This window comes from Streptomyces sp. NPDC002566 (assembly GCF_042889585.1).
Taxonomy (GTDB): Bacteria; Actinomycetota; Actinomycetes; order Streptomycetales; family Streptomycetaceae; genus Streptomyces.
In genome coordinates this window covers 517,829-543,524 of the sequence record NZ_JBIARD010000003.1, presented here as the reverse complement: position 1 = coordinate 543,524, position 25,696 = coordinate 517,829, and the positions used below count along the sequence as shown (strand labels likewise).

Below are 25,696 nucleotides of genomic sequence, written 5' to 3'. Positions count from 1 at the left end.
ACCTCACTCCTCGAACAGCGGCTCCTGCTCGCCCTCCTTGCGCTGCCGCAGCCGCTTGTTGCGCAGGCCCACGATCACCGACGTGGCCGCCGCCGTCACGCCGAGCGCCACCGGCACCATCCAGTTCCGGTTGACCGCGTGGCCGAGGGCGTGGTCCAGGGAGAGGCGGCCGGGGCCGGTGACCGCGAGGGACGTGCCGGTCAGGGCGAGGGTCGCGGCGTACTCGTAGCCGCCGCTCTGCGCGAAGAAGCCGTTGGGGGCGTGCACCGCGGACGCGCCCGCCATCGCGCCGGCCGCCGCCGCGCCCGCCGCCGGGGTGGCCAGGCCCAGCGCCAGCAGCGCGCCGCCGCCGGTCTCCGCCAGGCCCGCCGCCGCCGCGCTCGCCTTGCCGGGCGCGTAGCCGACGGACTCCATGAACTGGCCCGTTCCCTCCAGGCCGTGGCCGCCGAACCAGCCGAACAGCTTCTGCGTACCGTGCGCGATCAGCACGCCGCCGGTGCCCAGCCGCAGCAGCAACAGGCCCAGATCACGTCGGTCGTATGCGGTCATGTTGACTCCCGGCTTCAGCCGCTTCCAGCGCGGACGGACATGGGTGGTCCCCCTCCGGTTGTCCACCGTCGCACCCCTCACACCCGTCCGGCCCGTCCTGGACGCCGTTCGGGTGGCGGGGTGCGGAGGGCGGTGTGAGGGTGACCGGTATGACGATCCAGACCGCGAAACTCCGCGACCCGGCCGTACGGGCCTTCGTCAGCGCCGTCAACTCCCATGACCGGGAGGCCTTCCTGCGCCTCCTCACCCCGGACGCGACCATGGCCGACGACGGCTCCGACCGCGACCTCGCCGAGTGGGTCGACCGCGAGATCTTCTCCAGCCACGGCCACCTGCGGGTCGACAACGAGTCCAACGGCGGCCGGGCGATCCTCGCCCACTACAGCAACGACACCTGGGGCGAGATGCGCACCGAGTGGCGCTTCGTCGTGGAGGAGGACGGGCGGATCTCGCGCTTCGAGACCGGCCAGGCCTGAGCGGCCCGGAAGGGGACGCGTCGTACGGCAGCCGTTCCACGGTGCGGTGTGTTCCTCGCGGCCCGCGCGAGACCCACCCCCAACCCGCGCCGTGGAACGGCTGCCGTCCTCCCCCTTCGGATGTGGTCGACGGGAGTCCGACACTCCGAGTGTGAAGCTTCTGTGGAGAGTGGGACGAGCATAAGCCCCCGACCGGTCACTATGGTGCGGAAGTTGACATTCCGTTTGTGCAGATCGATTCGGGCGTCAGTCGAGGGGCGGCCAGGGGTCGCCCCAGTCGGCGTCCCGGGCCGCCTTGTACAGGTCGCCGTGCCGCTTCGTCACCGTCGTGCGGTCCAGCCGCTCCTCGCTCTCGCACAGGTCCAGGAGCACCTGGCCCTTGCGGATCTGCGGCCGCCGGACCACCCGGGCGGGGGCCGGCGTCACGGGGAAGCGGGCGGCGGCGACGTAGCTGAACTTCTCGTCCTCGTACGGCAGTGAGCCGCCCTTGACCTGGCGGTGCAGCGAGGAGCGGCTGACCCGGGCCGAGAAGTGGCACCAGTCCGTGCCGGGGGCGATCGGGCAGGCGGCGCTGTGCGGGCAGGGCGCGGCGATCCGGAAACCGGCGGCGATCAGACGGTCGCGGGCCTCGATGACGCGGGCGTAGCCGTCCGGGGTGCCCGGCTCGACGATCACCACGGCCCGGGCGGCGGCCGCGGCGGCGTCGACGAGGGCGGCGCGGCCGGGGGCGGGCAGCTCGTTGAGCACGTAGGAGACGGTGACCAGGTCGACGGGGTCGAGGGTGAGCGACGCGTCGATGCGGGCGCGCTGCCAGCGGGTCTCACGCAGGTCGGGATGGGCCGCGGCGATCTCCCGGCCGAGGGCCAGGGCGGGTTCGGCCCAGTCGAGGACGGTGACCGGGCGGGAGCCGGGCCAGGTGGCGGCCGCCGCCCAGGTCGCCGCGCCGGTGCCGCCGCCGACGTCGGTGTGGCCGGCGGGGGCCCACTCGGGCACGGCGTCCGCGAACGCCTCCAGCGCGGAGCGGACCGCCTCGTACGTCGCGGGCATGCGGTACGCGGCGTAGGCGGCCACGTCGGCGCGGTCGCGCAGGATGGGCGCGTCGGTGGGGGTGGCGCCGCCGCGGTAGCTGGCGATGAGGCGGTCCACGGCCTGGGCGGCCTGCTTGGGCGGCAGCCCGTCGAGCAGGCCGGCGAGACTGCCGCGCAGGGCTTCCGTGGGGGTAACGGGGGCGTTCACCCGGAGATTCTAAAGGGGCGCACACCTCCTGGGCCCGCCCGGACGAACGCCCTCCGCGCACACCTCCTGGGCCCGCCTAGCCCAAACGGCCCCCGCGCACGCCTCCTGAGCCCGCCCAGCCGAACGCCCTCCGCGCACACCTCCTGAGCCCGCCCAGCTCAAACGGCCCCCGCGCACGCCTCCTGAGCCCGCCCAGCCGAACGGCCCCCGCGTACACCTCCTGGGCCCGCCCAGCCGAACGCCCTCCCCGCACCTCCTGGGCCCGCCCAGCCCGAACGGCCCCCGCGCTCACCTCCTGAGCCCGCCCGCACGAACGCCCCCCGCGCCCCGCCGTCCCGGCACACCCCCCTCACCGCACCGCCCGCCGCAGTCGTGTCCCCGCCCTCGCCCGGGGCCCGCTGTCCGGCGGGCGGCGGCGCGGGTGGACCGTGTTCGCCAGGAGGATCAGGAAAGTGTCCGTCGCCCGGTCCAGGACCAGGGACGTGCCCGTGAAGCCGGTGTGGCCCGCCGCGCCGCGGCCCGCCAGCTCGCCCATGAACCAGGGCTGGTCCACCGCGAAGCCCAGCCCCGGCGGGGCCAGGAGCAGGTCCACGAAGTCGGGGCCGAGGATGCGCGCCGTCCCGTAGGAGCCGCCCGACAGCAGGGTGCGGCAGAACACCGCCAGGTCGTCGGCGGTGGAGAAGAGGCCGGCGTGGCCGGCGACCCCGCCGAGGGCCCAGGCGTTCTCGTCGTGCACCTCGCCCCGCAGCATGCCCCGGTCCGCCTTGGCCCAGGGGCGGCGCTGGTCCTCGGTCGCCGCCGCGCCGGGACACGGGCCGAAGCGGGTGGACGTCATCCCCAGCGGGCGGGTGATCCCGTCGCGGACGAGGACGTCGAGGGAGCGGCCGGTGAGGCGCTCCAGGAGCTGCTGGAGGAGCAGCAGGTTCACATCGGAGTAGACATGCCGGCCGGGCTCGGCGACCGGGGCCTCGGACCGCAGCCGCTCCAGGCGTTCGGCGTCGTCCGCGCAGTCGTACAGCGGCAGCTCGGGACGCAGCCCGGAGGTGTGGGTGAGGAGCTGGCGGACGGTGAGGCCGTGCGCGGCGGCCGCGTGGAAGTCGGGCAGGTAGGCGCCCACCCGGGCGTCGATGCCCAGCGTGCCGCGCTCGATCTGCTGCACCGCCGCGACCGACGTGAACAGCTTGGTGAGGGAGGCCAGGTCGAAGGGGGTGCCGACGCTCATGGGGACGCGGGCCGCGGGCGGCGCTTCCACACCGGCGTCGGCCTGGGGGTCGTAGGCCGTGTAACGGACCGCCCAGCCGGCCGCCTCCCGCACGGCGATCACCGGGCCGCGCCCGGCGACCACGACCGCACCGGCCGCCCAGGGGCGGTCGCCGGCGGTGAGGGCCCGGACCTCGCGGGCGAGCCGGCGCGTCTCCTCGCGGTCGAGCCCGGCCCGTTCCGGGGTGTCGGCCCGCAGTCTCGCTGTGCTCAGCTGTCCTCCCCGGGCCGTGAGGCCGCCGCCGCCCCCGCGGGGCCGCTGTCCTCGGCCGCCGGGTCCGCCCACGGGCGGCACAGCCCGACGAAGCAGGCCGCCGCCGCCAGCGCGGCCGTCAGCTGGACGACGGCCATCGGGACGGCGGTGTCCTCGCCCGCGACGCCGACCAGCGGAGTGGCGATCGCGCCGATGAGGAACGACGACGTGCCGAGCAGCGCGGCGGCGGAGCCCGCGGAGTGCCGCACCCGCATCAGCGCCATCGTCTGGGTGTTGGGCAGCGTGACGCCCATCGCCGACATCAGCACGAACAGGGCCGCCGCCACCGGCGTCAGCCCCACCTCGCCGAACACGCCCGCCGACATCAGCAGCAGCGCCGTCGCCGCCAGCACGACGACCGTCAGGCCGACGGCCAGGACGCGGTCCAGGCGGACCCGGCCCACCAGCACCTTGCCGTTGAGCTGCCCGACCGCCACCAGCCCGACCGAGTTCACGCCGAACAGCAGGCTGAACGTCTGCGGGGAGGCGCCGTAGATCTCCTGGATCACGAACGGCGACGCCGAGATGTAAGCGAACAGCGCGGCGAACGCGAAGCCGCCGGTGAGGAGATAGCCCGCGAAGCGCCGGTCGGTGAGGAGGCCGCGCATCGCGCGCAGCGCCTCGCCGACGCCGCCCGAATGGCGTTCCGCCGGCGCCAGCGTCTCCGGGAGCCTCACCGCGACCAGCGCCGCCAGCCCGGCCCCGACGGCGGCCAGGACCACGAACACGCCCCGCCAGTCGGTCACCCGCAGGACCTGCCCGCCGATCAGCGGCGCCACCACGGGGGCGACGCCCGAGACCAGCATCAGGGTGGAGAAGAAGCGGGCCATCGCCACCCCGTCGTACAGGTCGCGCACCACCGCCCGCGCGATCACTATCCCGGCGGCCCCCGCCAGCCCCTGCACCAGCCGGAAGGCGACCAGCGCCTCGACGGTGGGCGCCAGCGCGCACAGGACCGTCGCCACGACGTACACGGCCAGGCCCGCGAGCAGCGGACGGCGGCGGCCCCAGCGGTCGCTCATCGGACCGACCACCAGCTGCCCGAACGCCATCCCCGCCAGACAGGCGGTCAGGGTGAGCTGGACGGTCGCCGCCGGCGCGTGCAGGGAGCGGGTGACCTCCGGGAGTGAGGGGAGGTACATGTCCATCGCCAGCGGGGGAGTGGCCGTCAGCCCGCCGAGGACCAGCGTCACGAGCAGCCCGGTCCGGCGGCGCGCGCCCGACGCCCCTTCCGCGGCCCCCCGGCCCGCTTCCGCGAGCCCCGCCGCCGTGTCCCGTCCGCCGTCCTTCGGCCCGCGCCGCGCCGCGTCCGGCGCCGGCGCCCCGCCCTCGGGCATGTGACCCCTCCCTCTCAGACATCCGAGCCACCTATGCTCTCAGCTCGGACGGACTGCTGGGACGGCACACGAGGGCGGGCGGGATGACGAGGGACACAGTGCGGTGGGGGATCCTCGCGACCGGCGGGATCGCCGCCGCGTTCACGGCGGACCTGATCGACCTGCCGGACGCGGAGGTCGTCGCGGTCGCCTCCCGCACCGAGACCGCCGCGAAGGCCTTCGCCGAACGCTTCGGCATACCCCGCGCCTACGGCGACTGGGCCGCGCTCGCGGACGACGAGGACGTCGACGTCGTCTACGTCGCCACCCCGCACGCCGCGCACCGGACCGCCGCCGGGCTCTGCCTGGAGGCCGGCCGCGGGGTGCTGTGCGAGAAGCCGTTCACGCTGAACGTGCGCGAGGCCGGGGAACTCGTCGGCCTCGCCCGCGACCGGGGACGCTTCCTCATGGAAGCCATGTGGATGTACTGCAACCCGCTGATCCGCCGGCTCAAGGCGCTGGTCGAGGACGGCGCGATCGGCGAGGTGCGCACCGTCCAGGCCGACTTCGGGCTCGAAGGGCCCTTCCCGCCCTCGCACCGGCTGCGCGACCCCGCCCAGGGCGGCGGCGCCCTGCTCGACCTCGGCGTCTACCCGGTCTCCTTCGCCCACCTGCTGCTCGGCGAACCCGACGGCGTCGCCGCGCAGGCCGTCGTCTCCGCCGAGGGCGTCGACCTCCAGACCGCGGCCGCGCTGTCCTGGGACTCCGGCGCGCTGGCCGCCCTGCACTGCTCCGTCGTCGGCGGTACGGGCACCTCCGCCTCCGTGACCGGCTCGCGCGGCCGGATCGACATCCCGAACGGCTTCTTCCACCCCGACCACTTCGTCCTGCACCGCGCCGGCCGCGACCCCGAGAAGTTCGCCGCCGACCCGGCCGACGGACCCCGCTCGACCATGCGGCACGAGGCCCTCGAGGTCATGCGCGCCGTGCGCGCCGGCGAGACGGAGTCCCCGCTCGTCCCGCTGGACGGCACCCTCGCCGTGATGCGCACCCTGGACGCCGTACGGGACCTGATCGGGGTCCGCTACCCGGGCGAGAGCTGACCGAGACGTCCCGTCTCACCACCTTGGTACGGTCGACGCATGGTCACCCAGTCCGGAAAGCCGGCCCCCGACACCGCCCGGCGCAGCGAGCGGTCCCGCCGCGCGATCTACGACGCGGCACTCGACCTCGTCGCGGAGGCCGGCTACCCGAAGACCACCGTCGAGGGCATCGCCGCCCGGGCAGGCGTCGGCAAGCAGACGATCTACCGCTGGTGGGGGTCGAAGGCCGACGTCCTGCTGGAGGCGTTCCTCGACCTGTCCGAGCAGGCCGCCGCGGACGCCGGACAGGTGCCCTACGCCATCCCGGACACCGGCGACCTCGCCGCCGACCTGAAGCTGGTGCTGCGCCTCACCGTCGACCAGATGGCCGACCCCCGGTTCGACGCCCCCTCCCGGGCCCTGGCCGCCGAGGGCCTCGTCAACGAGCAGCTCGGCCGCGAGTTCGTCGCCAAGCTGCTCGAACCGCAGCTCCAGCTGTACGTCACCCGCCTGCGCTCCGCGCAGCACGCCGGTCAGGTCCGCGCCGACGTCGACCCGCGCATCGCCTTGGAGCTGTTCGTCTCCCCGCTCGCCCAGCGCTGGCTCCAGCACACCGGGCCCATCACCCACGAGTACACCGACACCCTCGTCGACTACGCCCTGTTCGGCCTCGCTCCGCGCTGACGCCCGCGCCCCATCCGCACCGCTCGTCCCACCTGCCCCGATTCGGCGCTCCCGACCCCCGATGCGCAGGAAGATGCGACCATGAGGCATGCTGTCCGCACCAGGCGAGGCAAGGGGATAGATGAGCGCGGAGTTCGGTGGCCGAAGCGGCCGGCAGGGCAAACTCTCCCAGTGGCTGCGCGGACGCCGCCCCAAGGAAGCCGCCGACGAGGGCGGCCGTGAGGCCCTGCTGCTCGCCGCCGCCGGAGCGGGACTGCCCCTCGCGCCCGCCGCCCACCCGGTCTCCGGCTACCGCTGCTCCTGCGACCGGGTCGGCTGTCCCACCCCCGGCCGGCACCCCGTCTCCTTCGCCTGGCAGACGCAGGCGACCACCGACCGCGCCCAGATCGAGCGCTGGGCCGGCCACCAGCCGCAGGCCAACTTCATCACCGCGACCGGTATGACGCACGACGTGCTGGACGTGCCCCTGGAAGCCGGCCGCGAGGCCCTCGACCGGCTGCTCGGCTCCGGCGTCGAGGTCGGCCCGGTCGCCGTCGACGACGGCCGCATGCTCTTCTTCACCCTCACCCGCGGCACCCCCGAGGACGAGGACGAGTGGTGGCCGTGCGCGCTGGACTGCCATCCCGAGACCATGGACGAACACCCCGGCCTGCGCTGGCACTGCCGCGGCTCCTACGTCCTCGTCCCGCCCGCCCGGCTCCCCGGCGACGACGGCCGGTCCGTCCGCTGGCTGCGAGGCCCCGAACACCCCCTCCCGGACCCTCTGACCCTCCTGGAGCCGCTGACGGACGCGTGCGCCAGGCACGTGGGCGAGGAAACGGACCAGGCGACGGCAGCCTGGCCCCGGCGGCACTGACTCACCGAGGACGCGGGGCCGTGACCAGGCCCCACCGGCCCGCCTACCCGCGCCGGACGACGGGACCTACTCGCCCTTCGCCGCCGTCAGCCCCTCGAGCCGGCTCAGCAACGACACAGCCGAGCCCCGGGCGGAGCCACCCCGCACCACGGCCGCCTCGTTCGCCACGAACTCCATGGTCAGCGTCCGCGACACCTCTCCCGTCGTCAGCGCCCGCACGTTCTGGTTGGGCGCCGGCACCGACGTCCCCGCCGCGGCCGTCTGCTTCACGTAGTGGTGCGTGGCGAAGAACACCAGCGCCCCGCCGTCCGCCGTGCGCAGCGCCAGCGGCGCGAAGTCCCCGTCGGTGAGCGGCTCGTCGATGTACTGCGTGACCAGGCCCGGCCTGATCGAGTTCTTCGCCCGCGCGGAGCGCAGCGCACTGGTGTACGGGCCGTCGGCGAACGAGGTCCCGCCGGAGCGCAGGTACGCCGTGTAGTCCTTGCTCAACTTGCCGGGGGCGCGCGAGAGTTGACGCGAGTCGGCCGGAACGGCCTGCGCCCAGCCGTCCTTGTCCTTCGCGAACGCGGGCAGCGCGCCCGGCGCCACCAGCGTCAGGTACGCCGCCTCCCACGGGTCCGACAGCGCGTCCCGGGTGAACACCAGCACCCAGCGCGCGTCGCCGCCCTTGTTGGCCTTGGCGTCGGCGACGAACCAGCGCGGCCAGCCCGCCTTCTTGACGATCGTGTACTTGACGTCCGTCAGCTTCAGCGGGGTGTGCCGCGGGTTGCCGCCCGGGTTGTTGACCCGGCCCGCCTTCAGCCGCGCGGCGTCGATCGCGCCGAGCGCGCCCGTGGTGTGACCGGCGTCGAGAGAACCGTCGTACGCGGCGTCGGCCTTGTTGTACGCGGTCGTGAACTCCTGGAGCGCCTCGGCCGCTTCGGCCCGGGTGACGGCGGGTAGCACCTCGCGCTCCCCGTGGACCACCACGCAGCCGCTCGCCGTCAGCGCGACGACGGTGAGCGTGGCCGCGACGGTCGTCTTCCGGTCACGCCCGAGGAGCCGTGGACGGCTGGTCGTCAGGCTGCGTTCCCTGGTCATCAGGTGACTTCACCTTCCCCTTCCCGGAGGCGAACCCTACCGGGGCGAGGAACAGGGCGAGTGTCGGGACCAGGTAGAGCAGCCACACCGTGACCTGGAGGACCGTCGGATCGGGCTGGAAGTTGAACACGCCCTTCAGCAGCGTCCCGTACCAGCTGTCCGGCGGGACAGTGCCGCTGACGTCGAAGGCCTTGTCCGTCAGGCCCGGCAGCCAGTCGGCCTCCTGGAGGTCGTGGAAGCCGTACGCCAGCACGCCCGCCGCGACGACGACCAGCATGCCGCCCGTCCAGGTGAAGAACTTCGCCAGGTTGATCCGCAGCGCGCCCCGGTAGAACAGCCAGCCGAGCGCGACGGCCGTCGCGATGCCGAGGAGCACGCCGATGAGCGGGCGCGGGGTGCCGTCGCCGGCCGCGTGCACCGACGCCCACACGAACAGGGCGGTCTCCAGGCCCTCCCTGCCGACGGCGAGGAACGCGGTGGCGACCAGCGCGCCCGTGCCCATGGCGAGGGCCGCGTCCAGCTTGCCGTGCAGTTCGGTCTTCAGATGCCGGGCGGTGCGCCGCATCCAGAACACCATCCACGTCACCAGGCCGACCGCGATGACCGACAGGGAGCCGCCGAGCGCCTCCTGCGCCTCGAACGTCAGCTCCTGGGAGCCGAATTCGAGCGCGGAACCGAAGCCCAGCGCGAGCAGCACCGCCACGGCGATGCCTGCCCACACCGGCTTCAGGGCGTCCCGGCGGCCGGTCTTGACCAGGTAGGCGATGAGGATGCAGACGACGAGAGAGGCCTCCAGGCCCTCGCGCAGTCCGATCAGGTAGTTGGAGAACACCGGCTACGCACCCTTCCCGCTGCCGTCGAACAGGGCCCGGCCCCACCAGTCGTCCGCGTCCCGGACGCCGGGCGGGACGGCGAAGACCGCCGAACCCACGTGCTGGATGTACTCGTTGAGCGCGTCGGTCGCCAGGTTGCGCTGGACGGGGATGAACCCCTTGCGCACGTCCCGCTGGTAGGCGAGGAAGAACAGACCCGCGTCGAGGCGGCCGAGGCCGTCGGAGCCGTCGGTGAAGGAGTAGCCGCGGCGCAGGATCGTCGCCCCGCTGTTGGAGTCGGGGTGCGCGAGCCGCACGTGCGCGTCCGGCTTCATCGCCTTCAGGAAGGGCTCGTCCCGCTCCTTGGCCTTGCCGACGGGCGCGCCCTCGCCCTTGTCCCGGCCGAAGATGTCCTCCTGCTCCTGCAGCGAGGTGCGGTCCCACGTCTCGATGTGCATACGGATCCGGCGGGCGACCAGATACGAACCGCCCTTCATCCACGCGGAGTCGGCGTCGACGTCCTTGTCCCCGACCCAGACGAACTTCTCCAGCCGGTCCGTCTCGGTGCCGGCGATGTTGCGGGTGCCGTCCTTGAAGCCCATCAGGTTGCGCGGGGTCTGCGCGTCGGGCGTCGTGGAGGAGGTCTTGCCGAAGCCGAGCTGCGACCAGCGGATGACGACCTTGCCCATGCCGATCCGGGCCAGGTTGCGGATCGCGTGCACCGCGACCTGCGGATCGTCCGCACAGGCCTGTACGCACAGGTCGCCGCCGCTGCGGGCGGCGTCCAGGTTGTCGCCGGCGAACTGCGGCAGGTCCACCAGCGCATCGGGCCGCCGCGAGGCCAGGCCGAACCGGGAGAACAGGGACGGCCCGAAGCCGACGGTCAGCGTCAGCCGGGACGGCTTGAGGCCGAGCGCCTCGCCGGTGTCGTCCGGCGGCGCCTCGGGCAGCCCGCCGTACGCGCCCTCCCCGACGGCCTTCCCGGCCGTCATCAGCCGGGCCGCCTCGGTCCAGTCCTTCAGCAGCTGGACGAACGCGGCGCGGTCGTCGGTCTTCACGTCGAACGCGGCGAAGTGCAGCCGGTCCTGCACCGGGGTGGCGATGCCCGCCTGGTGCGGGCCGTGGAAGGCGACGGCCGCGCCCGCCGAGGCGGCCGGCTCGGCGTCGTCGCCGGTGCGGGCCATCGCGGCCGCGCCGCCGGCCGCGGCGGCCCCGATCGCGAGGCCCGCCCCGCCCCAGCCGATCAGCGTGCGCCGGGTGGGCGAAGGGGGAGTGGCGCCGGCGGCGCCTTCAGTGGCCTTCGTGTCCGTGGGGTCTGTCATGACCGTCGCCCTCCGCTCACTTCGCCGTGGCGGCGGCGAGCTTCGACAGCGGCTCCGCGAGTGAGTTCACGCCGTCCGACAGCACCTTGCGCCCCGCCGCGTCGACCTTGTCGTACGAGGTGAAGTCGTACGTGTTCTTGTCCGCGCGGTACTTGTCCAGCAGCGCGTTCAGCGCGGCGAACTGCTTGTCCAGCTCGGTGACCAGCGCCGCGTCGTTCTCCCGCACCACCGGCTTGAGCAGCTCGTACGACTGCTGCGCGCCCTCCACGTTGGCCTTGAAGTCGACCAGGTCGGTGTGCGAGTAGCGCTCCTCCTCGCCGGTGACCTTGCCGGTGGCGACCTCGTCGAGCAGTTCCTTGGCGCCGTTGGCCATGGAGGTCGGGGTGATCTCCGCCTTGCCGACCCGCTCCTGCCAGTCCTTCAGGTCGGTGACCAGCTGACCGGCGAGCGCCTTCTCCTCGGCGCCGATCTTCTTGTCCTGCCAGAGCGCCTTCTCCAGCCGGTGCCAGCCGGTCCACTTCTGGCCGGCCTCCAGGCCGTCCGCGCGGACGTCGACCTTCGGGTCGATGTCGCCGAAGGACTCCGCGACCGGCTCGGTGCGCTCCCAGCCGATCCGGGAGGTCGCGTACGCCTTCTTCGCCGCCTCGAGGTTCCCGGCCTTGACCGCGGCGGCGAACGCCTCCGCCTTCGGCAGGGTCTCGTCGGCCTGCGCTTGCGCGTAGGCGCGGTAGGAGGCCACGGCCTTGTCCAGACGCGGGTCGCGCTTGGCCGCCGCGCCCTCTCCGGTGACCTTGAGGGCCTGGCGGATGCCGTCGCCCTTCATGCCCGGCTTGCAGGCGATCTCGTAGTCGCCGGCCTTCACCTCGGCGGTGACGCGCTGCTTGGTGCCGGGGCCGATGTTCTCGCGCTCGGTCACCACCCGGTCGTCGGGGAAGAGGACGTAGACCTCGGTGACCTTGGAGCCCTTGTTCTCGATGGCCAGCTCGACGTGCCCGGCGGCGATCTCCTTCGTGGAGGTCTCGCACTTGTCGTCGGAGGCGGTCACGTTGATCACACGGTCGCCGTCGGCGGAGTCGCTCTTCTGTGTGCAGCCCACAGCGGTCAGAGCCACCGCGGCGGCGGTGGCGGTGACGACGGAGAGTCTGACGGCGTGCATGAAGGCTCCCAGGGTGGCCGAGGACAGCGTGACGGCACTCAGTGCGTAGTGAGGCTCGCCTAACTTAGCTCCCCCTAATCTGGCCAGTACCTGCCCGTGCCGTGATTCAGCTCTCATAGACGCTGTAAGAGCACGAGACGATCACGAAGGGGTAAAACGGACACCATAGGAAGGTCAAAGAAGGTTCAAAGGTCGGCGAGCGGCCGTGCGCCTCCGTCAGCGGCTTCTCGCTCGTGGTCACGGCGTCCGCGATGCTTCAATGCCCGCGTGACTGATTACGACGTGCTCCGCGTCTTCTGCGCGCCCAACGGCGGATACGGCAACGAACTGGGCGTCGTCCGCGACGGCTCCAGGGTGCCCGAGCGGAGCGACCGGCAGGACATCGCGGCCAAACTCGGCTTCAGCGAGACCGTGTTCGTGGACGATCCCGAGCGCGGGGTCGTCGACATCTACACCCCCGCCCTGCGCCTGCCCTTCGCCGGCCACCCCTGCGTCGGCACCGCCTGGCTCCTCGACGTGCCTGAACTCGTCACCCCCGCCGGCACGGTGGGCGTCCGCCTGGACGGGGAGTTCAGCTGGATCGAGGCCCGCGCGGAGTGGGCCCCGCCGCGCACCCTGCGCCAGTACGCCACCGCCGCCGAGGTGGACGACCTGCCGGTGCCGCCCCCCGGCGAGTGGATCTACGCCTGGGCGTGGGAGGACGAGCCGGCCGGGCGGATCCGCGCCCGCGGCTTCCCCGGCCGCGACGACGGCATCGAGGAGGACGAGGCGACGGGGGCGGCGGCGCTGCTCCTCACCGACCGCCTGGGCCGGGCGCTGAACATCACCCAAGGTGCGGGCTCCCAGATCCTCACCGCCCCGCAGCCGTTCGGCTGGGTGGAGATCGGCGGCCGGGTGCTGCTGGAGCGCTGAATGCTACGCAGGGTGCGGGCGTCCGGCGTGTTCTGGGGGGCCGTACGGGTGGTGGCGCGTGTGCGCGGGGTGGCGAGCGGTTACCTCTGGGCGTGACCACACCGCCTCCGTGAGAGGAGCACCATGCGTATCCGCTCTGCCCTGGCCGCCGCCACCCTCGGGATCGCCCTGGCCGCCACCGGTGCGACGAGCGCCGTCGCCGACGAGAAGCCGCACCACGACGGCCCCAAGCACCACTACGCCACGGACGAGGTGTGCAGCCCCTACATCGGCTTCGTCGACACCGCCGCCAGCGACATCTTCTGGGCCGGCGCGCACTGCGACAGCATCCGCTGACCCGACGCCGCCACGGCACCGGGCCTCCTCCCGCCGCGGACGGAGGCCCGGTCAGGCCGACAGCGGGAACTCCTCGCCCAGCTCCCGGAACACCGCCGTGTTCAGCGCGAACGCCTTCTTGCACTCCGCCACGATCCGCTGCTTCTCCAGGTCGTCGGCGCGCACCGCGTCCAGCAGTTCCCGGTACCCGCGCTTGAACGCGGCCGGGTTGCCTATCTCCTCGAAGACGTAGAAGCGGACGCCGTCGCCCTTCCTCTCGAAGCCCCAGGCCTTCTCGGCGCGGTCGCGGATGATCTGCCCGCCGGAGAGGTCGCCGAGGTAGCGGGTGTAGTGGTGGGCCACGTACCCGGCCGGCCAGCGCTCGGCGCACTCCCGCACCCGCTCCGCGTACGCCCGGGTCGCCGGCAGCGCGGACATCCCGGCCCGCCAGCCGGGGCCCCGCAGATGTGCGAGGTCACGCTCCAGCGCGCCGCGCCGGAACAGCTCCGGCCGGATGAACGGACCGGCCACCGCATCCGAGGCCAGCCGCCCGGTCTCCGCCTCCAACGCCTCGTAGACGAACCACAGTTGCTCGGTGTACCGCGTGTACGCGTCGACGCCGAGGCGGCCGCCGAGCAGGTCGCTCATGAACGTGGAGGTCTCGGCCTCGACGTGCTGCTCGTGGGACGCGGCGCGGATGACGTTCGAGAAGGAGTCCATAACCCGGATTTTCTGTGGTTAGGTTCACCTAAGTCAACGGGGTGCCGACTCTCTGTCGGCAAGTTTACCGACAATTCGTCGGCAAGACCTGCCGGAGGGCGAGTACCCGGAACGCGCAAAGCCCGCCCTCCCGAGGAGAGCGGGCTTGTGAGCGCAAGGTCCTACGGCAGCGTGAGGATGTCCGCGCCCGACTCCGTCACCACCAGGGTGTGCTCGAACTGCGCGGTCCGCTTGCGGTCCTTCGTCACGACCGTCCAGCCGTCGTCCCACATGTCGTACTCGTGGGTGCCCAGCGTCAGCATCGGCTCGATCGTGAACGTCATCCCCGGGCGCATCACGGTCGTCGCGTGCGGGCTGTCGTAGTGCGGGATCACCAGCCCGGAGTGGAAGGACGAGTTGATGCCGTGACCGGTGAAGTCCCGCACCACCCCGTACCCGAACCGCTTCGCGTACGACTCGATGACCCGCCCGATCACGTTGATCTGCCGGCCCGGCCGGACCGCCTTGATCGCCCGGGCGAGCGACTCCCTGGTCCGCTCCACCAGCAGCCGGCTCTCCTCGTCGACGTCCCCGACCAGGTAGGTCGCGTTGTTGTCGCCGTGCACCCCACCGATGTACGCCGTGACGTCCAGGTTGACGATGTCGCCGTCCCGCAGCACCGTCGAGTCCGGGATGCCGTGGCAGATCACCTCGTTGACCGACGTGCACAGCGACTTGGGGAAGCCGCGGTAGCCGAGCGTGGAGGGGTAGGCCCCGTGGTCGCACATGTACTCGTGCGCCACCCTGTCCAGCTCGTCGGTCGTCACTCCCGGCGCGATCAGCTTCGCCGCCTCCGCCATCGCCCGCGCGGCGATCCGGCCGGCGACGCGCATCGCCTCGATCGTCTCGGGGGTCTGCACCTCCGGCCCGGTGTAGGGAGTGGGCGCCGGTTTGCCGACGTACTCGGGACGGCGGATGTTTCCGGGCACGGAACGGACGGGGGACAGCTCCCCGGGCACGAGCAGCGACTGGCTGGACATGCCGGCGAGTCTAACGAGCCGCCGTGGGGGAACATGACGGTGGCGAGAGGAGCTGGTCATGCCCCTGTTCAAGAAGCACACCGCCGGCAAGCCCGGCGAGTGGTTCTACTGTCTGGAGCACAAGAAGGTCGAGGAAGGCCCGGACTGCCCGGGCAAGGACCGTTTCGGTCCGTACGCCACGCGCGGCGAGGCGGAACACGCGATGGAGACCGCCCGCGAGCGCAACCTCCAGTGGGAGAACGACCCCAAGTGGCACGACGCCCCCACGGGCGGCACCACGGACGACGACTGACGGCGGGGGCCCGGCCGCAAGGGCTGCCGGGCCCCCGCCCCGGTCAGCTCCCCACCGCGGGCACCGAGCCCTCCCGGCTCCCGCGCCGCTGCTCGCGCAGCCGGACCGCGTGCTCGTTCGTCCGGGCGTCGTAGCGCATCAGGCCCGGCAGGCACAGGGCCAGCAGGCCCACCGCGCCCACGCAGAGCAGCCCGCCCGACCACACCGACGCCCGCACTCCGAGCAGGCCGGCGAACCCGCCCGCGCGGACCTGACCGAGCTGCGGACCCACCGAGTACGACAGCAGCTCGATCCCGGCGAGCCGGCCGCGCAGCCCGTCCGGGATCGTCTGGTTCCACATGGCGGCCCGGAAGACGCCGCTCACCATGTCGCAGGCCCCCGCGACGACCAGGCACAGCAGCACCAGCCACACGTTCCGGGTGAGCCCGGCCCCGGCGATCGCCACGCCCCACAGCGCGGCCGAAAGCGCGACCATCCGGCCGTGCCGGTGGATCCGCGAGGTCCAGCCGCTGGTCAGGCTCACCAGCAGCGCCCCCGCCGGCACACTCGCGTACATCAGCCCGAGCGCCCACTCGGCGTCCAGCTCGTCCGCTAGGAACGGCAGCAGCGCGAGCGGCATCGCCAGGAACATCGCCGCCAGGTCGACGGCGTACGTGCCGAGCAGCTCCTTGCGGCTCCAGGCGTACCGCGCGCCCTCCGCGATCGCCCGCAGCGAGGGCCTGGCCGCCTCGTGGGCGGCGGGGGAGGCGGCGATCCCCACCGTGAGGGCCACCGAGACGGCGAACGTCGCGAAGTCCGCCGCGTACGCCCAGCCGAGCCCCGCGTAGGCCACGACCACGCCCGCCACGGCCGGTCCGGCCACCCCGCCGACCGTCCAGCGCAGCGCGTTCAGCGAGGCCGCCGCGGGCAGGTGCTCGTGCGCCACGATCCTCGGCCACAGCGAGTCCAGCGCCGGCCGCTGCACCGACACCAGCGCCGAGGACAGCGCCGCCACGACGTACAGCGGCCACACGGCGGGCGTCGGCAGCAGCACGTTCAGCAGCAGCACCGCCGACAGCAGGCCCTGACCGGCCTCCGTCCACAGGATCAGCTTCCGCTTGTCCCAGGCGTCCGCGAGCGCACCGCCGTACAGCCCGAACACCACCAGCGGCACCAGCTCCACGGCCCCGATCGCGCCGACCGCCGCGGCGGACCCCGTCAGCTCCTTCAGCTGCACGGGCAGCGCGACGAAGGTGAGGAAGCTGCCGAAGTTCGACACCAGCCCGGCCGCCCACAGCCGCCGGAAGTCACGGGAGGCCCGCCACGGGGCGAGATCCGGAAGCAGCGCCCGCAGACCGGAGGGCGGGGCGCCGGCGGGGGGAGGGGCGGTGGTGGGGCAGTCGTCGGTCACGAGGGGCCATGGTCGGCACGAGACCGTCCCGGGGCAACCGCTTTTCCGCTCACCACAGGGGCGGCGGCGGGGCCGTCAGGTGTTCCGCCAGCTGGGACAGGCGGTCGCGGAAGCGGCGGCGGGGACGCTTCGGCGGCGAGGACTCGCCGGCCGCCGCGCTCACCAGGTGCTGCACGGTGTCCAGGTCCAGTTCCGAGCCGTCCGGCACCGTCAGCGCCTCGTGCGCCAGCGCCGTCAGCTCCCGCCCGCCCGGACCGAGGGCGAGGACCGTCACCCCGGCCCTGCGGGCGTCGGACACCCGCTCCAGCAGCGGCGCGTCCCCCTCCGGCGCCGCCACCAGCAGCGTCTCGCCCCGCCGCGCCGCCTCGATCCGGCCGAGGCCCACCGCGAGATGCGCGGGATCCGAGGGACGCGCGCCGTGGCGCACCAGCGTGGGCGCCAGCTCCGGCGTCCCCGACCACGCCGCCTCGTCCACCAGATGCGCGGCCAGATGCCACGGCTCGTGCTCCGGGGTGCCCACGAGCAGCAGCCCGCCCCCGTGCGCGAGCACCGACCCCCGCAGCACCGCGCCGAACCTGCGGGTGGCCCCCAGCCACTCCGTCCCGGCGAGCACCTCACGCAGCAGCGCGACCCGTACGGCGTCCATGCGCCGGCATCCTGCCGCACCCGGCCCGGCCCGGCGCGGGATTCGCCCGGGATTCCCCCGACCCGGGGAACCCGCCCGCCGCCACCCCGCCCCACGGGGCCGCTCAGGCGCACGTAAAGTCGGCCCATGACCTCTAGCGACAGCGCACAGAACGCCCCCGCGAAGGCCCCCGCCAAGGACCCGTGGGACCTCCCCGACGTCTCCGGGCTCGTGGTCGGCGTGCTCGGCGGGACCGGACCGCAGGGCAAGGGCCTCGCCTACCGGCTCGCCAAGGCCGGCCAGAAGGTGATCATCGGCTCACGTGCCGCGGAGCGCGCGCAGGCCGCCGCGGAGGAGCTCGGCCACGGCGTCGAGGGCGCCGACAACGCCGAGACCGCCCGCCGCAGCGACATCGTGATCGTCGCCGTGCCGTGGGACGGCCACGGCAAGACCCTGGAGTCCCTGCGCGGGGAACTCGCGGGCAAGCTCGTCGTGGACTGCGTCAACCCGCTCGGCTTCGACAAGAAGGGCGCCTACGCGCTGAAGCCCGAGGAGGGCAGCGCCGCCGAGCAGGCCGCCGCCCTGCTGCCCGACTCCCGCGTCGCCGCCGCCTTCCACCACCTGTCGGCCGTCCTCCTCCAGGACCCCGCGATCGACGAGATCGACACCGACGTGATGGTGCTGGGCGAGGAGCGCGCCGACGTGGAGATCGTGCAGGCGCTGGCCGGCCGTATCCCCGGCATGCGCGGCGTCTTCGCCGGCCGGCTGCGCAACGCCCACCAGGTGGAGGCGCTCGTCGCCAACCTGATCTCCGTCAACCGCCGCTACAAGGCGCACGCCGGGCTCCGGGTCACCGACGTGTGAGACGCGGGAGCGATGGGGGACACTGGTCGGCGTAGGACCGGTGTCCCTTCGGCACCCCTGGCAGCCCTGGTAGGAGAACAGCCCCCATGCCCCGCCTCGCTCTCTACTCCCTCGCCGTGTGCGTCCTTGCGGTCGCCGCGGCCGTGGTCTCCTTCGTCCAGGGCAGCTGGCTGGGCGTCGTGTGGGTGCTGCTGGCCGGCCTCACGTCCAACATGACCTGGTACTACGTCCGGCGCGAGCGGATCCGCCGGTCCGTCAGGGGCTGACCGAGCAGATGTCCGGCGTGCTCTCCCAGAAGCGGTAGAGGGTCTGACCGCAGTACGTCTCGACGTCCCCGATGCCGAGGCCGCGCAGCGCCGCGTCGACCACGTCGAAGAACGCGGAGTTCACCGCCGGCAGCCACAGCAGCGCGAAGACGAACAGCAGCCCGAACGGCGCGAACGGCTCCACCTGGCGCTTCACCCCGTACGGCAGCCAGGGCTCCAGGACGCCGTAGCCGTCGAGGCCCGGCACCGGCAGGAAGTTCAGGAGCGCCGCGGTGACCTGGAGCAGGGCCAGGAACGCGAGCGCGTAGCGGAAGTCCGCCGGCACGCCGTCCAGCGCGTCCAGCCAGAACGGCGCGGTGCACACGGCGGCGAACAGCACGTTCGTCAGCGGCCCCGCCGCCGAGATCAGACTGTGCCGCCACCGCCCCCTGATCCGGCCCCGCTCGATGAACACGGCACCGCCGGGCAACCCGATCCCGCCCATGATCACGAACAGCACGGGCAGCACGATGCTGAGCAGGGCGTGGGTGTACTTCAGGGGATTGAGCGTCAGATACCCCTTGGCCCCGACGCTGATGTCCCCCGAGTGCAGGGCGGTGCGGGCGTGCGCGTACTCGTGCAGGCACAGGGAGACGATCCAGGCGGCCGTCACGAACAGGAACACGGCCACCCCGGGCTGCGCGGCGAACCCGGTCCAGGTGGCCCACCCCGTGACCGCGGTGACGGCCGCGATCCCGACGAAGACGGGACTGATCCGCCGGTCACTGCGACGACTGAGGGCGGTGGTCATGAGGGCAGGACTCCTGAGGTCGGACATCGGGTGTGCGGGTCGACGGTACCGGTGGTGTGAGGGGAACGCCCCGCGGCGGCCCCGGGTTCCTGGGGCCGGGCGCCCGGATATCCGGAGCGGATCAGTCCGTAACGGCGGGGCCCGGGGCGGGAAACCCGGGGGCGTCGGGGCTGTGTCGCCGGAGAGAATGAACCCCGTGCGCTACCGCATCCTCGGAACCACTCAGGCCATCCGTCCCGACGGCACTCCCGTCGCCGTCGGCGGTGCGCGGCTGCGCGCGCTGCTCACCGTCCTCGCGTTGCGCGCCGGGCGGACCGTGCCCGCCGGGCTGCTGGTGGAGGAGGTGTGGTCCGGGGACCCGCCCGCCGACGCGCCGGGCGCGCTCCAGGCGCTCGTCGGGCGGCTGCGCCGGGTCCTCGGCGCGGAGGCGGTCGCCTCGGCGGAGGGCGGCTACCGGCTCGCCGCCGGCCCCGACGCCGTCGACCTGCACCGTTTCGAGCGGCTGACCGGTGACGGGCTGCGCGCCCTCGCCGACGGCGACCCCGCCAAGGCGGCCGTCGTCCTCGACGACGCGCTCGCCCTGTGGCGGGACCCGGTCCTCGCCGACCTGCCCGACCGCACCTCCGAGGCCGCCCGGTGGGAGGCCCGCCGCCTCGACGCCGTCCGCGGCCGCCATACCGCCGCCCTCGCCCTCGGCCACGGCGAGCAGTCGCTGCCCGAGCTGAGCGCGCTGTGCGGCGAACACCCCCTGGACGAGCCGCTCCAGGCGCTGCGCCTGCGCGCCCTGCGCGCCGCCGGCCGCACCGCCGAGGCCCTCGTCGCCTACGACGGCATACGCCGGCTCCTGGCCGACCGCCTCGGCTCCGACCCCGGACCCGAACTGCGCTCCGTGCACGCCGAGCTGCTCTCCTCCGGCGATCCGTCGCCCGCCGCGGAGCCCGCGCCGGCCCCGGCCCCGGCCCAGGTCCGGGCACCGGCTCCCGCCCCGGGCAACCTCCGCGCGCGGCTCACCTCGTTCGTCGGTCGGGAGGGCGACATCGAGGTCATCCGCGCCGACCTCGCCGGCGCGCGGCTCGTCACACTGCTCGGGCCCGGCGGGGCCGGCAAGACGCGGCTGTCGCAGGAGGCCGCCGAGGCCGTGCGCGGCGGCCTGGCCGACGGGGTGTGGCTGGCCGAACTGGCGCCCGTCGCCGACCCGGACGCCGTACCGCAGGCAGTCCTCACCGCCCTGGGCGCCCGCGAGACCGTGCTGTACGGCGCCGGCGCCGAGGAGATGCGCGCGGTCGCCGAACGGCACGACGACCCCGTGGAGCGGCTGATCGAGCACTGCGCCCGGCGCCGCATGCTGATCGTCCTCGACAACTGCGAGCACGTCGTCGGGGCCGCCGCCCGTCTCGCCGAGGACCTCCTCGCGCACTGCCCCGGTCTGACGATCCTGGCCACCAGCCGTGAACCCCTCGGCGTGCCCGGGGAGACGCTGCGCCCCGTCGACCCGCTGCCCGAACCGGCCGCGCTGCGACTGCTCGCCGACCGGGGCGCCGCCGCAAGCCCCGGCTTCCGCGTCGACGCCGACGACGAGACCGCCGCGGCCTGCGCCGAGATCTGCCGCCGGCTGGACGGCCTGCCCCTCGCCATCGAACTGGCCGCCGCCCGGCTGCGGATGCTGACCGCCCGCCAGATCGCCGACCGCCTCGACGACCGGTTCCGGCTCCTCACCTCGGGCAGCCGCACCGTCCTGCCCCGCCAGCAGACCCTGCGCGCCGTCGTCGACTGGTCCTGGGACCTGCTCGACGAGGCCGAACGCGAAGTCCTGTGCAGACTCTCGGTGTTCGCCCGCGGCTGCGACCTCGCCGCCGCCGAGGCCGTCTGCGGCCCCGCCGCCCTCGACGCACTCGGCTCCCTCGTCGACAAGTCGCTGGTCGTGGCGACCCCGGCCCCCGACGGCGCGATGCGCTACCGGCTCCTGGAGACCGTCGCCGAGTACGCCGGCGAACGCCTCGACGAGTCCGGCGACCGCGGCGCCGCCGAACGCGCCCACCTTACCCACTACCGCGAACTGGCCCGCACCACCGAACCGTTGCTGCGCGGCCCCCGCCAGGGCGCCGCCATCGCCCGGTTCCAGCTGGAGTACGAGAACCTGCGCACCGCGCTGCGCCGGGCCGTCGCCGCCCGCGACGAGCAGGAGGGGCTGTGCCTCATCCTGTCCCTCGCCGCCTACTGGCAGATGCGCGACCAGCGGATCGAGGCCCGCGCCTGGTGCGAGGAGGTCATGGCCCTCGGCCCCGACCCCTTCACCGAGCCCGTCCGCCCCGCCGCCCCCGTGTGGAAACCCTGCACCGACGCCCCGCCGCCGATGACCGGCGAGGTCCTCGCCGAGGCCCGGCGCGGCGTCCACCTGGCCCATCTCGCCTGCATGGACACGGACCTGGCGGCCTGGGAGACCCCCGAGGCCCAGACGAAACTGCGGGTCATCGCCGAGACCTACCGGCCCGGTCTCCCGCAGACCTGCCGGGTGCCGGGCATGCTCTGGTTCTACGCCGTGATGCTCAGCGGCGACGCGGCCCGCGTCCGCGTGATCATCGACGCCAACGTCCGCACCTGCCGCGAGACCCCCGGCTACGAGTGGGAGCTCGCCGCCTGCCTCCAGATGCGCGCCAACGTCCTGGCCAACCGCTCGGACTGGGCCGGCGACGCGCTGGCCGACGCCGACGAGGCACTGGAGATCTTCCGCCGCGTCGGCGACGCCTGGGGCACCGCCGAGGCCCTCTCCGCGCGCGCCGAGGCCCACGAACGGCTGGGCCGCTACCTGGAGGCCGCCGCCCTCTACGAGGAGGCCATGGAGCACGCCGAACGACTCGGCGCCCGCGCCCAGTTCTCCGTCCTGTCGGCCCGGCTGGGCGCCGCGCTGCTGGAGGCCGGAGAGGCCGAGCGGGGCGAGCGGATCCTGATGGAGGTGCTGGACGAGGTGGGCGGCACGCACACCGAGGCGATGCCGTTCAGCCGTCTCGTCCTCGCCGCCTGGACCAGCATCACCGGCCGCGTCGCCGAGGCACGCGAGCACATCCGCAGCCTGCGCGAGGACTTCGCGATCGCCCACTTCGTGGTCTTCGACACGTTCATCCTCAGCCAGGAGGCCTGGCTGGACGCCGTCGAGGGCTGCCACGCCGAGTCCCGGGAGAAGATCCGGCGCGGGCTGGAGATGGCCGTGACCCCGCTGGCGCAGGCCATGTCCCCGCACGTCCAGTCGGTGTTCCTGACCGTCGCCGCCCTGGCCCTCGCCGAGGGCGACGCGGACGCGGCCGGCGGCGGGGCACGCGACGGCGCCCGCTGCCTCGGGGCCGCCGACGCGCAGCTGCCCCCCGGCCATCGGCGCACCGCCGCGGAGCGCGTGGCCCGCGAGCGCGCCGAGGCCGCCGTACGGGCCGCGCTCTCCGCCGAGGAGTACACGGCCGCCTACGACGAGGGCGGCGCCCTCACCGGAGAGGAGGCCGCCGCCCTGGTCTGAACGCCTCACAGGAGGGTCCCGGTCAGTTCTTCGTACGGAACTTGTGGATGGCCACGGGTGCCGCCACCGCGGTGATCAGCACCGACCAGGCCAGGGTCACCCACAGGTCGTGCGCGACCGGGCCGCCGACCATCAGCCCCCGGGCCGCGTCGGCCAGCGTGGACAGCGGGTTGTAGTCGGTGAAGGCCTGGAGCCAGCCCGGCATCGACTGCGTCGGCGCGAAGATCGACGAGCCGAACTGGAGCGGGAACAGCACCAGGAAGCCCATCGCCTGCACGGACTGCGCGTTCTTGAGCGTCACGCCCAGGGTGAGGAACACCCACATGATCGACGAGGCGAACACGGTGGACAGGCCCACGGCCGCGAACAGGCCGGGCCAGCTGCGGATGTCGAAGCCGACCAGCACCGCGACGACCATCAGCACGGACGTGGCGAACAGCATCCGCATCAGCTCGACGGAGATCTTCGCGAACAGCACCGAGCCGCGCCCGATCGGCAGCGACCGGAACCGGTCCATGACCCCGGAGTTGAAGTCCTGGCTGAAGCCGGTCCCGACGCCCTGCGACAGCGTCATGCTCATCATCGCGATCATGCCGGGGATCACGTACTGCACGTACCCGTCCTGACCGCCGCCCAGGGCCTGCCCGATCGAGCCGCCGAAGACGTACACGAACAGCAGGGTGAAGACGACCGGCATGAACAGCGCGTCGAACATCGACTCCGGGTCCTGCCGGATCCACAGCAGGTTGCGGCGGACGAGGGCGCCGGTGTGACGCAGATGGCCGCGCAGGGTGATCCGCGCGTCGGCGGCGGGCTGGGTGAGGGTGGCGGAGCTCATACGGCGACCTCTTCGCGGTTGTCGGCGGGCACGGTGTCCTGCGGGGCGCCGGCGCGGTGGCCGGTGAGGGACAGGAACACCTCGTCCAGGCTGGGGAGTTCGGTGGTGACGGAGGAGAGCGTGATGCCGCGCGCGGTGACCGCGCCGATCACGGCGGTGAGTTGCTCGTCGCTGAGGACCGGCACCAGCACCGAGCCGCGCTCGGCGTCCACGGTCGTGCCGGCGAGTCCGGTGACGCCCAGGTCGTCGATCCAGCCCGCCAGCGGCCGCAGTTGCGCCGGATCGGCCGGGCGGACCCGCAGGGCGCGGCCGCCGACCTTCGCCTTCAGCTCCTCGATGCCGCCGCCCGCGATGACCTTGCCCCGGTCGACCACGGTCAGCTCGGTGGCGAGCTGCTCGGCCTCCTCCATGTACTGGGTGGTCAGCAGCACGGTCACGCCGTCGCCGACCATGCGCTTGACCTCGTCCCACACCTCGTTGCGGGTGCGCGGGTCCAGACCGGTGGTCGGCTCGTCGAGGTACAGCACCGCGGGGCGGCCGATCATCGACGCGGCCAGGTCCAGGCGGCGGCGCATGCCCCCGGAGTAGGTGCTCGCGGGGCGCTTGGCGGCCTCGGTGAGGGAGAACCGCTCCAGGAGTTCGTCGGCGCGGGCGCGGGCCTCCCTGCGGGACAGGTCCAGCAGGCGGCCGATCATGTACAGGTTCTCCCAGCCCGGGAGCTTCTCGTCGACCGAGGCGTACTGGCCGGTCAGACCGATGACCCTGCGCAGCTGGCGGGGCTGGTGGACGACGTCGTAGCCGGCGACGGTGGCCTGCCCGGCGTCGGGGACGAGGAGGGTGGAGAGGATGCGGACGAGGGTGGTCTTGCCGGCGCCGTTGGGGCCGAGCACCCCCATCACGGTGCCCTCCCGGACGTCGAGGTCCACCCCGTCCAGGGCCTTGGTCTCGCCGTAGTGCTTGACCAGGCCCCGGACGGTGACGGCGGTCCCCGTGGCGGCATTGGGGTTCTTGTCGGTTCGCGTCATGGGAACGACAGTGCCGCCCCCCACCGACAGACGGCCGACAAGCCGCGCCCGCGCCCGAGGACCGCCTGCAAACCGCCTACAGACGACCGACAGAGCTCAGCGACAGAGCCCGGGCGGCCTCAGTGGACCGAGTGCTGCTCCGTCGGGAACGTCCCGCCGACGACCTCGTCCGCGAACGCCCTGGCCGCCCCGCTCATGACCTCGCGGAGGTTCGCGTACTGCTTGACGAACTTCGGGACCCGCCCACCGGTCAGGCCCAGCATGTCCGTCCAGACGAGGACCTGCGCGTCCGTCTCGGCCCCGGCCCCGATGCCGACCGTCGGGATGTGCAGCACGCGCGTCACCTCGGCGGCCAGCTCCGCCGGCACCAGCTCCAGCACGACCGCGAACGCCCCGGCGTCCTGCACGGCCTTCGCGTCCCGCAGCAGCTGCGCGGCCGCCTCCTCGCCGCGCCCCTGGACGCGGTAGCCCATGGCGTTCACGGACTGCGGGGTCAGGCCGATGTGGGCCATGACCGGGATGCCGGACTCCACCAGCAGCTCGATCTGCCGGTGCGAGCGCTCGCCGCCCTCCAGCTTCACGGCGCCGACCCCGGCCTCCTTCACCAGGCGGGTCGCCGAGCGCAGCGCCTGCACCGGGCCCTCCTGGTAGGACCCGAACGGCAGGTCGCCGACGATGAGGGCACGCCGGGTGCCCCGTACGACGGCCGCCGACAGCATGGTCATCTCGTCGAGGGTGACGGGGACGGTCGTGTCGTACCCCAGGTGACAGTTGCCCGCCGAGTCGCCGACGAGCATCACGGGGATGCCGGCCTCGTCGAAGACGGACGCGGTCATCGCGTCGTAGGCGGTCAGCATGGGCCACTTCTCGCCGCGCTCCTTGGCGGTGGCGATGTCGCGGACGGTGATGCGGCGCGTGCCCTTGCCCCCGTACAGCGCGGTGCTGCCGTCGGAGGGAGTCGACTTCGCAGTCTGGGCAGCCGAAAGCTGCGTCATTGCAACGGCTCCTAACGTCATCTCGAGGCGCCCTCACGGCGTCCCCGGACCACTGCCC

At 73.5% G+C, this 25,696-nt stretch carries 26 protein-coding genes; 10 read left to right on the top strand and 16 right to left on the bottom strand.

Going from position 1 to position 25,696, the window contains the following annotated elements; translation table 11 throughout:
- Positions 1–3: 3 nt before the first annotated feature.
- Positions 4–549 (bottom strand): DoxX family membrane protein, encoded by a 546-nt coding sequence (locus ACFYXA_RS15220; RefSeq protein ID WP_352252330.1) that lies wholly within the window; start codon positions 547–549, stop codon positions 4–6.
- A 149-nt stretch (positions 550–698) separates the two neighbouring features.
- Between ACFYXA_RS15220 and ACFYXA_RS15215 the strand changes: the two genes are divergently transcribed.
- Positions 699–1,025: a nuclear transport factor 2 family protein gene (locus ACFYXA_RS15215; protein ID WP_352252328.1), complete on the top strand. Its 327-nt coding sequence runs from the start codon at positions 699–701 to the stop codon at positions 1,023–1,025.
- A 246-nt stretch (positions 1,026–1,271) separates the two neighbouring features.
- Here the strand turns inward: ACFYXA_RS15215 and ACFYXA_RS15210 are convergent, their stop codons facing one another.
- The 3 genes from ACFYXA_RS15210 to ACFYXA_RS15200 form a co-directional block, all read right to left on the bottom strand.
- Positions 1,272–2,261 carry a small ribosomal subunit Rsm22 family protein gene (locus tag ACFYXA_RS15210; protein ID WP_389032641.1) on the bottom strand — a complete coding sequence of 330 codons (990 nt, stop codon included), beginning with the start codon at positions 2,259–2,261 and terminating at the stop codon, positions 1,272–1,274.
- A gap of 349 nt (positions 2,262–2,610) precedes the next feature.
- Positions 2,611–3,720 (bottom strand): serine hydrolase domain-containing protein, encoded by a 1,110-nt coding sequence (locus ACFYXA_RS15205; RefSeq protein ID WP_389033411.1) that lies wholly within the window; start codon positions 3,718–3,720, stop codon positions 2,611–2,613.
- 11 nt (positions 3,721–3,731) lie between these two features.
- Entirely contained in the window at positions 3,732–5,111 is a 1,380-nt protein-coding gene (locus tag ACFYXA_RS15200) for a multidrug effflux MFS transporter (RefSeq protein ID WP_352252324.1), read from the bottom strand.
- Positions 5,112–5,194: 83 nt separating this feature from the next.
- Between ACFYXA_RS15200 and ACFYXA_RS15195 the strand changes: the two genes are divergently transcribed.
- From ACFYXA_RS15195 to ACFYXA_RS15185, 3 genes are all read left to right on the top strand, one after another.
- On the top strand, positions 5,195–6,193 hold the full coding sequence (locus ACFYXA_RS15195) for a Gfo/Idh/MocA family protein (protein WP_389032636.1): 999 nt from the start codon (positions 5,195–5,197) through the stop codon (positions 6,191–6,193).
- A gap of 39 nt (positions 6,194–6,232) precedes the next feature.
- Positions 6,233–6,856: a TetR/AcrR family transcriptional regulator gene (locus ACFYXA_RS15190; protein ID WP_389032633.1), complete on the top strand. Its 624-nt coding sequence runs from the start codon at positions 6,233–6,235 to the stop codon at positions 6,854–6,856.
- A 121-nt stretch (positions 6,857–6,977) separates the two neighbouring features.
- Complete coding sequence (locus ACFYXA_RS15185) at positions 6,978–7,712, top strand: bifunctional DNA primase/polymerase (protein WP_389032630.1); 735 nt, start codon at positions 6,978–6,980, stop codon at positions 7,710–7,712.
- A 66-nt stretch (positions 7,713–7,778) separates the two neighbouring features.
- Here the strand turns inward: ACFYXA_RS15185 and ACFYXA_RS15180 are convergent, their stop codons facing one another.
- From ACFYXA_RS15180 to efeO, 4 genes are read right to left on the bottom strand one after another with little or no spacing between them, the layout of a single operon-like run.
- Positions 7,779–8,792, bottom strand: a complete 1,014-nt coding sequence (locus tag ACFYXA_RS15180) for a hypothetical protein (RefSeq protein WP_389032627.1) — start codon at positions 8,790–8,792, stop codon at positions 7,779–7,781.
- Entirely contained in the window at positions 8,740–9,624 is an 885-nt protein-coding gene (gene efeU, locus ACFYXA_RS15175) for an iron uptake transporter permease EfeU (protein WP_352252314.1), read from the bottom strand. The genes ACFYXA_RS15180 and efeU overlap by 53 nt, the downstream gene beginning before the upstream one ends.
- Positions 9,625–9,627: 3 nt before the next feature.
- Positions 9,628–10,926: an iron uptake transporter deferrochelatase/peroxidase subunit gene (efeB, locus tag ACFYXA_RS15170; RefSeq protein ID WP_389032622.1), complete on the bottom strand. Its 1,299-nt coding sequence runs from the start codon at positions 10,924–10,926 to the stop codon at positions 9,628–9,630.
- Positions 10,927–10,942: 16 nt separating this feature from the next.
- Positions 10,943–12,082 carry an iron uptake system protein EfeO gene (efeO, locus tag ACFYXA_RS15165; RefSeq protein WP_389032619.1) on the bottom strand — a complete coding sequence of 380 codons (1,140 nt, stop codon included), beginning with the start codon at positions 12,080–12,082 and terminating at the stop codon, positions 10,943–10,945.
- A gap of 267 nt (positions 12,083–12,349) precedes the next feature.
- Here efeO and ACFYXA_RS15160 point away from each other — a divergent pair, with 267 nt between their 5' ends.
- Complete coding sequence (locus ACFYXA_RS15160; protein ID WP_352250007.1) at positions 12,350–12,994, top strand: PhzF family phenazine biosynthesis protein; 645 nt, start codon at positions 12,350–12,352, stop codon at positions 12,992–12,994.
- Positions 12,995–13,117: 123 nt separating this feature from the next.
- The gene (locus ACFYXA_RS15155) at positions 13,118–13,330 is read left to right on the top strand and encodes a hypothetical protein (protein ID WP_389032615.1); all 213 of its coding nucleotides are present in this window, start codon (positions 13,118–13,120) and stop codon (positions 13,328–13,330) included.
- Between the two features lie 51 nt (positions 13,331–13,381).
- Here ACFYXA_RS15155 and ACFYXA_RS15150 read toward each other — a convergent pair whose 3' ends face one another.
- On the bottom strand, positions 13,382–14,029 hold the full coding sequence (locus ACFYXA_RS15150) for a heme oxygenase (biliverdin-producing) (protein ID WP_389032612.1): 648 nt from the start codon (positions 14,027–14,029) through the stop codon (positions 13,382–13,384).
- Positions 14,030–14,190: 161 nt separating this feature from the next.
- A complete protein-coding gene (gene map, locus ACFYXA_RS15145; RefSeq protein WP_351097980.1) occupies positions 14,191–15,048 on the bottom strand; it encodes a type I methionyl aminopeptidase in 858 nt (285 codons plus the stop codon).
- A gap of 58 nt (positions 15,049–15,106) precedes the next feature.
- Here map and ACFYXA_RS15140 point away from each other — a divergent pair, with 58 nt between their 5' ends.
- Positions 15,107–15,340 (top strand): hypothetical protein, encoded by a 234-nt coding sequence (locus ACFYXA_RS15140; RefSeq protein ID WP_130437073.1) that lies wholly within the window; start codon positions 15,107–15,109, stop codon positions 15,338–15,340.
- Between the two features lie 43 nt (positions 15,341–15,383).
- Here ACFYXA_RS15140 and ACFYXA_RS15135 read toward each other — a convergent pair whose 3' ends face one another.
- A complete protein-coding gene (locus ACFYXA_RS15135) occupies positions 15,384–16,730 on the bottom strand; it encodes an MFS transporter (RefSeq protein ID WP_389032607.1) in 1,347 nt (448 codons plus the stop codon).
- A gap of 49 nt (positions 16,731–16,779) precedes the next feature.
- Positions 16,780–17,376: a hypothetical protein gene (locus ACFYXA_RS15130; protein ID WP_351097982.1), complete on the bottom strand. Its 597-nt coding sequence runs from the start codon at positions 17,374–17,376 to the stop codon at positions 16,780–16,782.
- 126 nt (positions 17,377–17,502) lie between these two features.
- Between ACFYXA_RS15130 and npdG the strand changes: the two genes are divergently transcribed.
- A complete protein-coding gene (gene npdG / locus ACFYXA_RS15125) occupies positions 17,503–18,219 on the top strand; it encodes an NADPH-dependent F420 reductase (protein WP_352249997.1) in 717 nt (238 codons plus the stop codon).
- 86 nt (positions 18,220–18,305) lie between these two features.
- Positions 18,306–18,485 carry a hypothetical protein gene (locus ACFYXA_RS15120; RefSeq protein WP_351097984.1) on the top strand — a complete coding sequence of 60 codons (180 nt, stop codon included), beginning with the start codon at positions 18,306–18,308 and terminating at the stop codon, positions 18,483–18,485.
- Here the strand turns inward: ACFYXA_RS15120 and ACFYXA_RS15115 are convergent.
- Entirely contained in the window at positions 18,475–19,275 is an 801-nt protein-coding gene (locus ACFYXA_RS15115) for a site-2 protease family protein (RefSeq protein ID WP_356679054.1), read from the bottom strand. The two genes, ACFYXA_RS15120 and ACFYXA_RS15115, sit on opposite strands and share 11 nt — an antisense overlap.
- Before the next feature lie 187 nt (positions 19,276–19,462).
- Here ACFYXA_RS15115 and ACFYXA_RS15110 point away from each other — a divergent pair, with 187 nt between their 5' ends.
- Entirely contained in the window at positions 19,463–22,780 is a 3,318-nt protein-coding gene (locus ACFYXA_RS15110) for a BTAD domain-containing putative transcriptional regulator (protein ID WP_389032602.1), read from the top strand.
- Positions 22,781–22,802: 22 nt separating this feature from the next.
- Here the strand turns inward: ACFYXA_RS15110 and ACFYXA_RS15105 are convergent, their stop codons facing one another.
- From ACFYXA_RS15105 to panB, 3 genes are all read right to left on the bottom strand, one after another.
- Entirely contained in the window at positions 22,803–23,618 is an 816-nt protein-coding gene (locus tag ACFYXA_RS15105; RefSeq protein ID WP_352249989.1) for an ABC transporter permease, read from the bottom strand.
- Entirely contained in the window at positions 23,615–24,643 is a 1,029-nt protein-coding gene (locus ACFYXA_RS15100) for an ATP-binding cassette domain-containing protein (protein ID WP_352249987.1), read from the bottom strand. Before ACFYXA_RS15100 ends, ACFYXA_RS15105 begins: the two co-directional genes overlap by 4 nt.
- A 119-nt stretch (positions 24,644–24,762) precedes the next feature.
- A complete protein-coding gene (gene panB / locus ACFYXA_RS15095; RefSeq protein WP_356679061.1) occupies positions 24,763–25,638 on the bottom strand; it encodes a 3-methyl-2-oxobutanoate hydroxymethyltransferase in 876 nt (291 codons plus the stop codon).
- Between the last annotated feature and the right edge of the window lie 58 nt (positions 25,639–25,696).

Coding starts and splice junctions, on each gene's coding strand:
- ACFYXA_RS15220 (WP_352252330.1), bottom strand. CDS start 549: ATGACCGCATACGACCGACGTGATCTGGGCCTGTTGCTGCTGCGGCTG.
- ACFYXA_RS15215 (WP_352252328.1), top strand. CDS start 699: ATGACGATCCAGACCGCGAAACTCCGCGACCCGGCCGTACGGGCCTTC.
- ACFYXA_RS15200 (WP_352252324.1), bottom strand. CDS start 5,111: ATGCCCGAGGGCGGGGCGCCGGCGCCGGACGCGGCGCGGCGCGGGCCG.
- ACFYXA_RS15195 (WP_389032636.1), top strand. CDS start 5,195: ATGACGAGGGACACAGTGCGGTGGGGGATCCTCGCGACCGGCGGGATC.
- ACFYXA_RS15190 (WP_389032633.1), top strand. CDS start 6,233: ATGGTCACCCAGTCCGGAAAGCCGGCCCCCGACACCGCCCGGCGCAGC.
- ACFYXA_RS15185 (WP_389032630.1), top strand. CDS start 6,978: ATGAGCGCGGAGTTCGGTGGCCGAAGCGGCCGGCAGGGCAAACTCTCC.
- ACFYXA_RS15180 (WP_389032627.1), bottom strand. CDS start 8,792: ATGACCAGGGAACGCAGCCTGACGACCAGCCGTCCACGGCTCCTCGGG.
- efeB (WP_389032622.1), bottom strand. CDS start 10,926: ATGACAGACCCCACGGACACGAAGGCCACTGAAGGCGCCGCCGGCGCC.
- efeO (WP_389032619.1), bottom strand. CDS start 12,082: ATGCACGCCGTCAGACTCTCCGTCGTCACCGCCACCGCCGCCGCGGTG.
- ACFYXA_RS15155 (WP_389032615.1), top strand. CDS start 13,118: ATGCGTATCCGCTCTGCCCTGGCCGCCGCCACCCTCGGGATCGCCCTG.
- ACFYXA_RS15150 (WP_389032612.1), bottom strand. CDS start 14,029: ATGGACTCCTTCTCGAACGTCATCCGCGCCGCGTCCCACGAGCAGCAC.
- map (WP_351097980.1), bottom strand. CDS start 15,048: ATGTCCAGCCAGTCGCTGCTCGTGCCCGGGGAGCTGTCCCCCGTCCGT.
- ACFYXA_RS15140 (WP_130437073.1), top strand. CDS start 15,107: ATGCCCCTGTTCAAGAAGCACACCGCCGGCAAGCCCGGCGAGTGGTTC.
- ACFYXA_RS15130 (WP_351097982.1), bottom strand. CDS start 17,376: ATGGACGCCGTACGGGTCGCGCTGCTGCGTGAGGTGCTCGCCGGGACG.
- npdG (WP_352249997.1), top strand. CDS start 17,503: ATGACCTCTAGCGACAGCGCACAGAACGCCCCCGCGAAGGCCCCCGCC.
- ACFYXA_RS15120 (WP_351097984.1), top strand. CDS start 18,306: ATGCCCCGCCTCGCTCTCTACTCCCTCGCCGTGTGCGTCCTTGCGGTC.
- ACFYXA_RS15115 (WP_356679054.1), bottom strand. CDS start 19,275: ATGACCACCGCCCTCAGTCGTCGCAGTGACCGGCGGATCAGTCCCGTC.
- ACFYXA_RS15110 (WP_389032602.1), top strand. CDS start 19,463: ATGAACCCCGTGCGCTACCGCATCCTCGGAACCACTCAGGCCATCCGT.
- ACFYXA_RS15105 (WP_352249989.1), bottom strand. CDS start 23,618: ATGAGCTCCGCCACCCTCACCCAGCCCGCCGCCGACGCGCGGATCACC.
- ACFYXA_RS15100 (WP_352249987.1), bottom strand. CDS start 24,643: ATGACGCGAACCGACAAGAACCCCAATGCCGCCACGGGGACCGCCGTC.
- panB (WP_356679061.1), bottom strand. CDS start 25,638: ATGACGCAGCTTTCGGCTGCCCAGACTGCGAAGTCGACTCCCTCCGAC.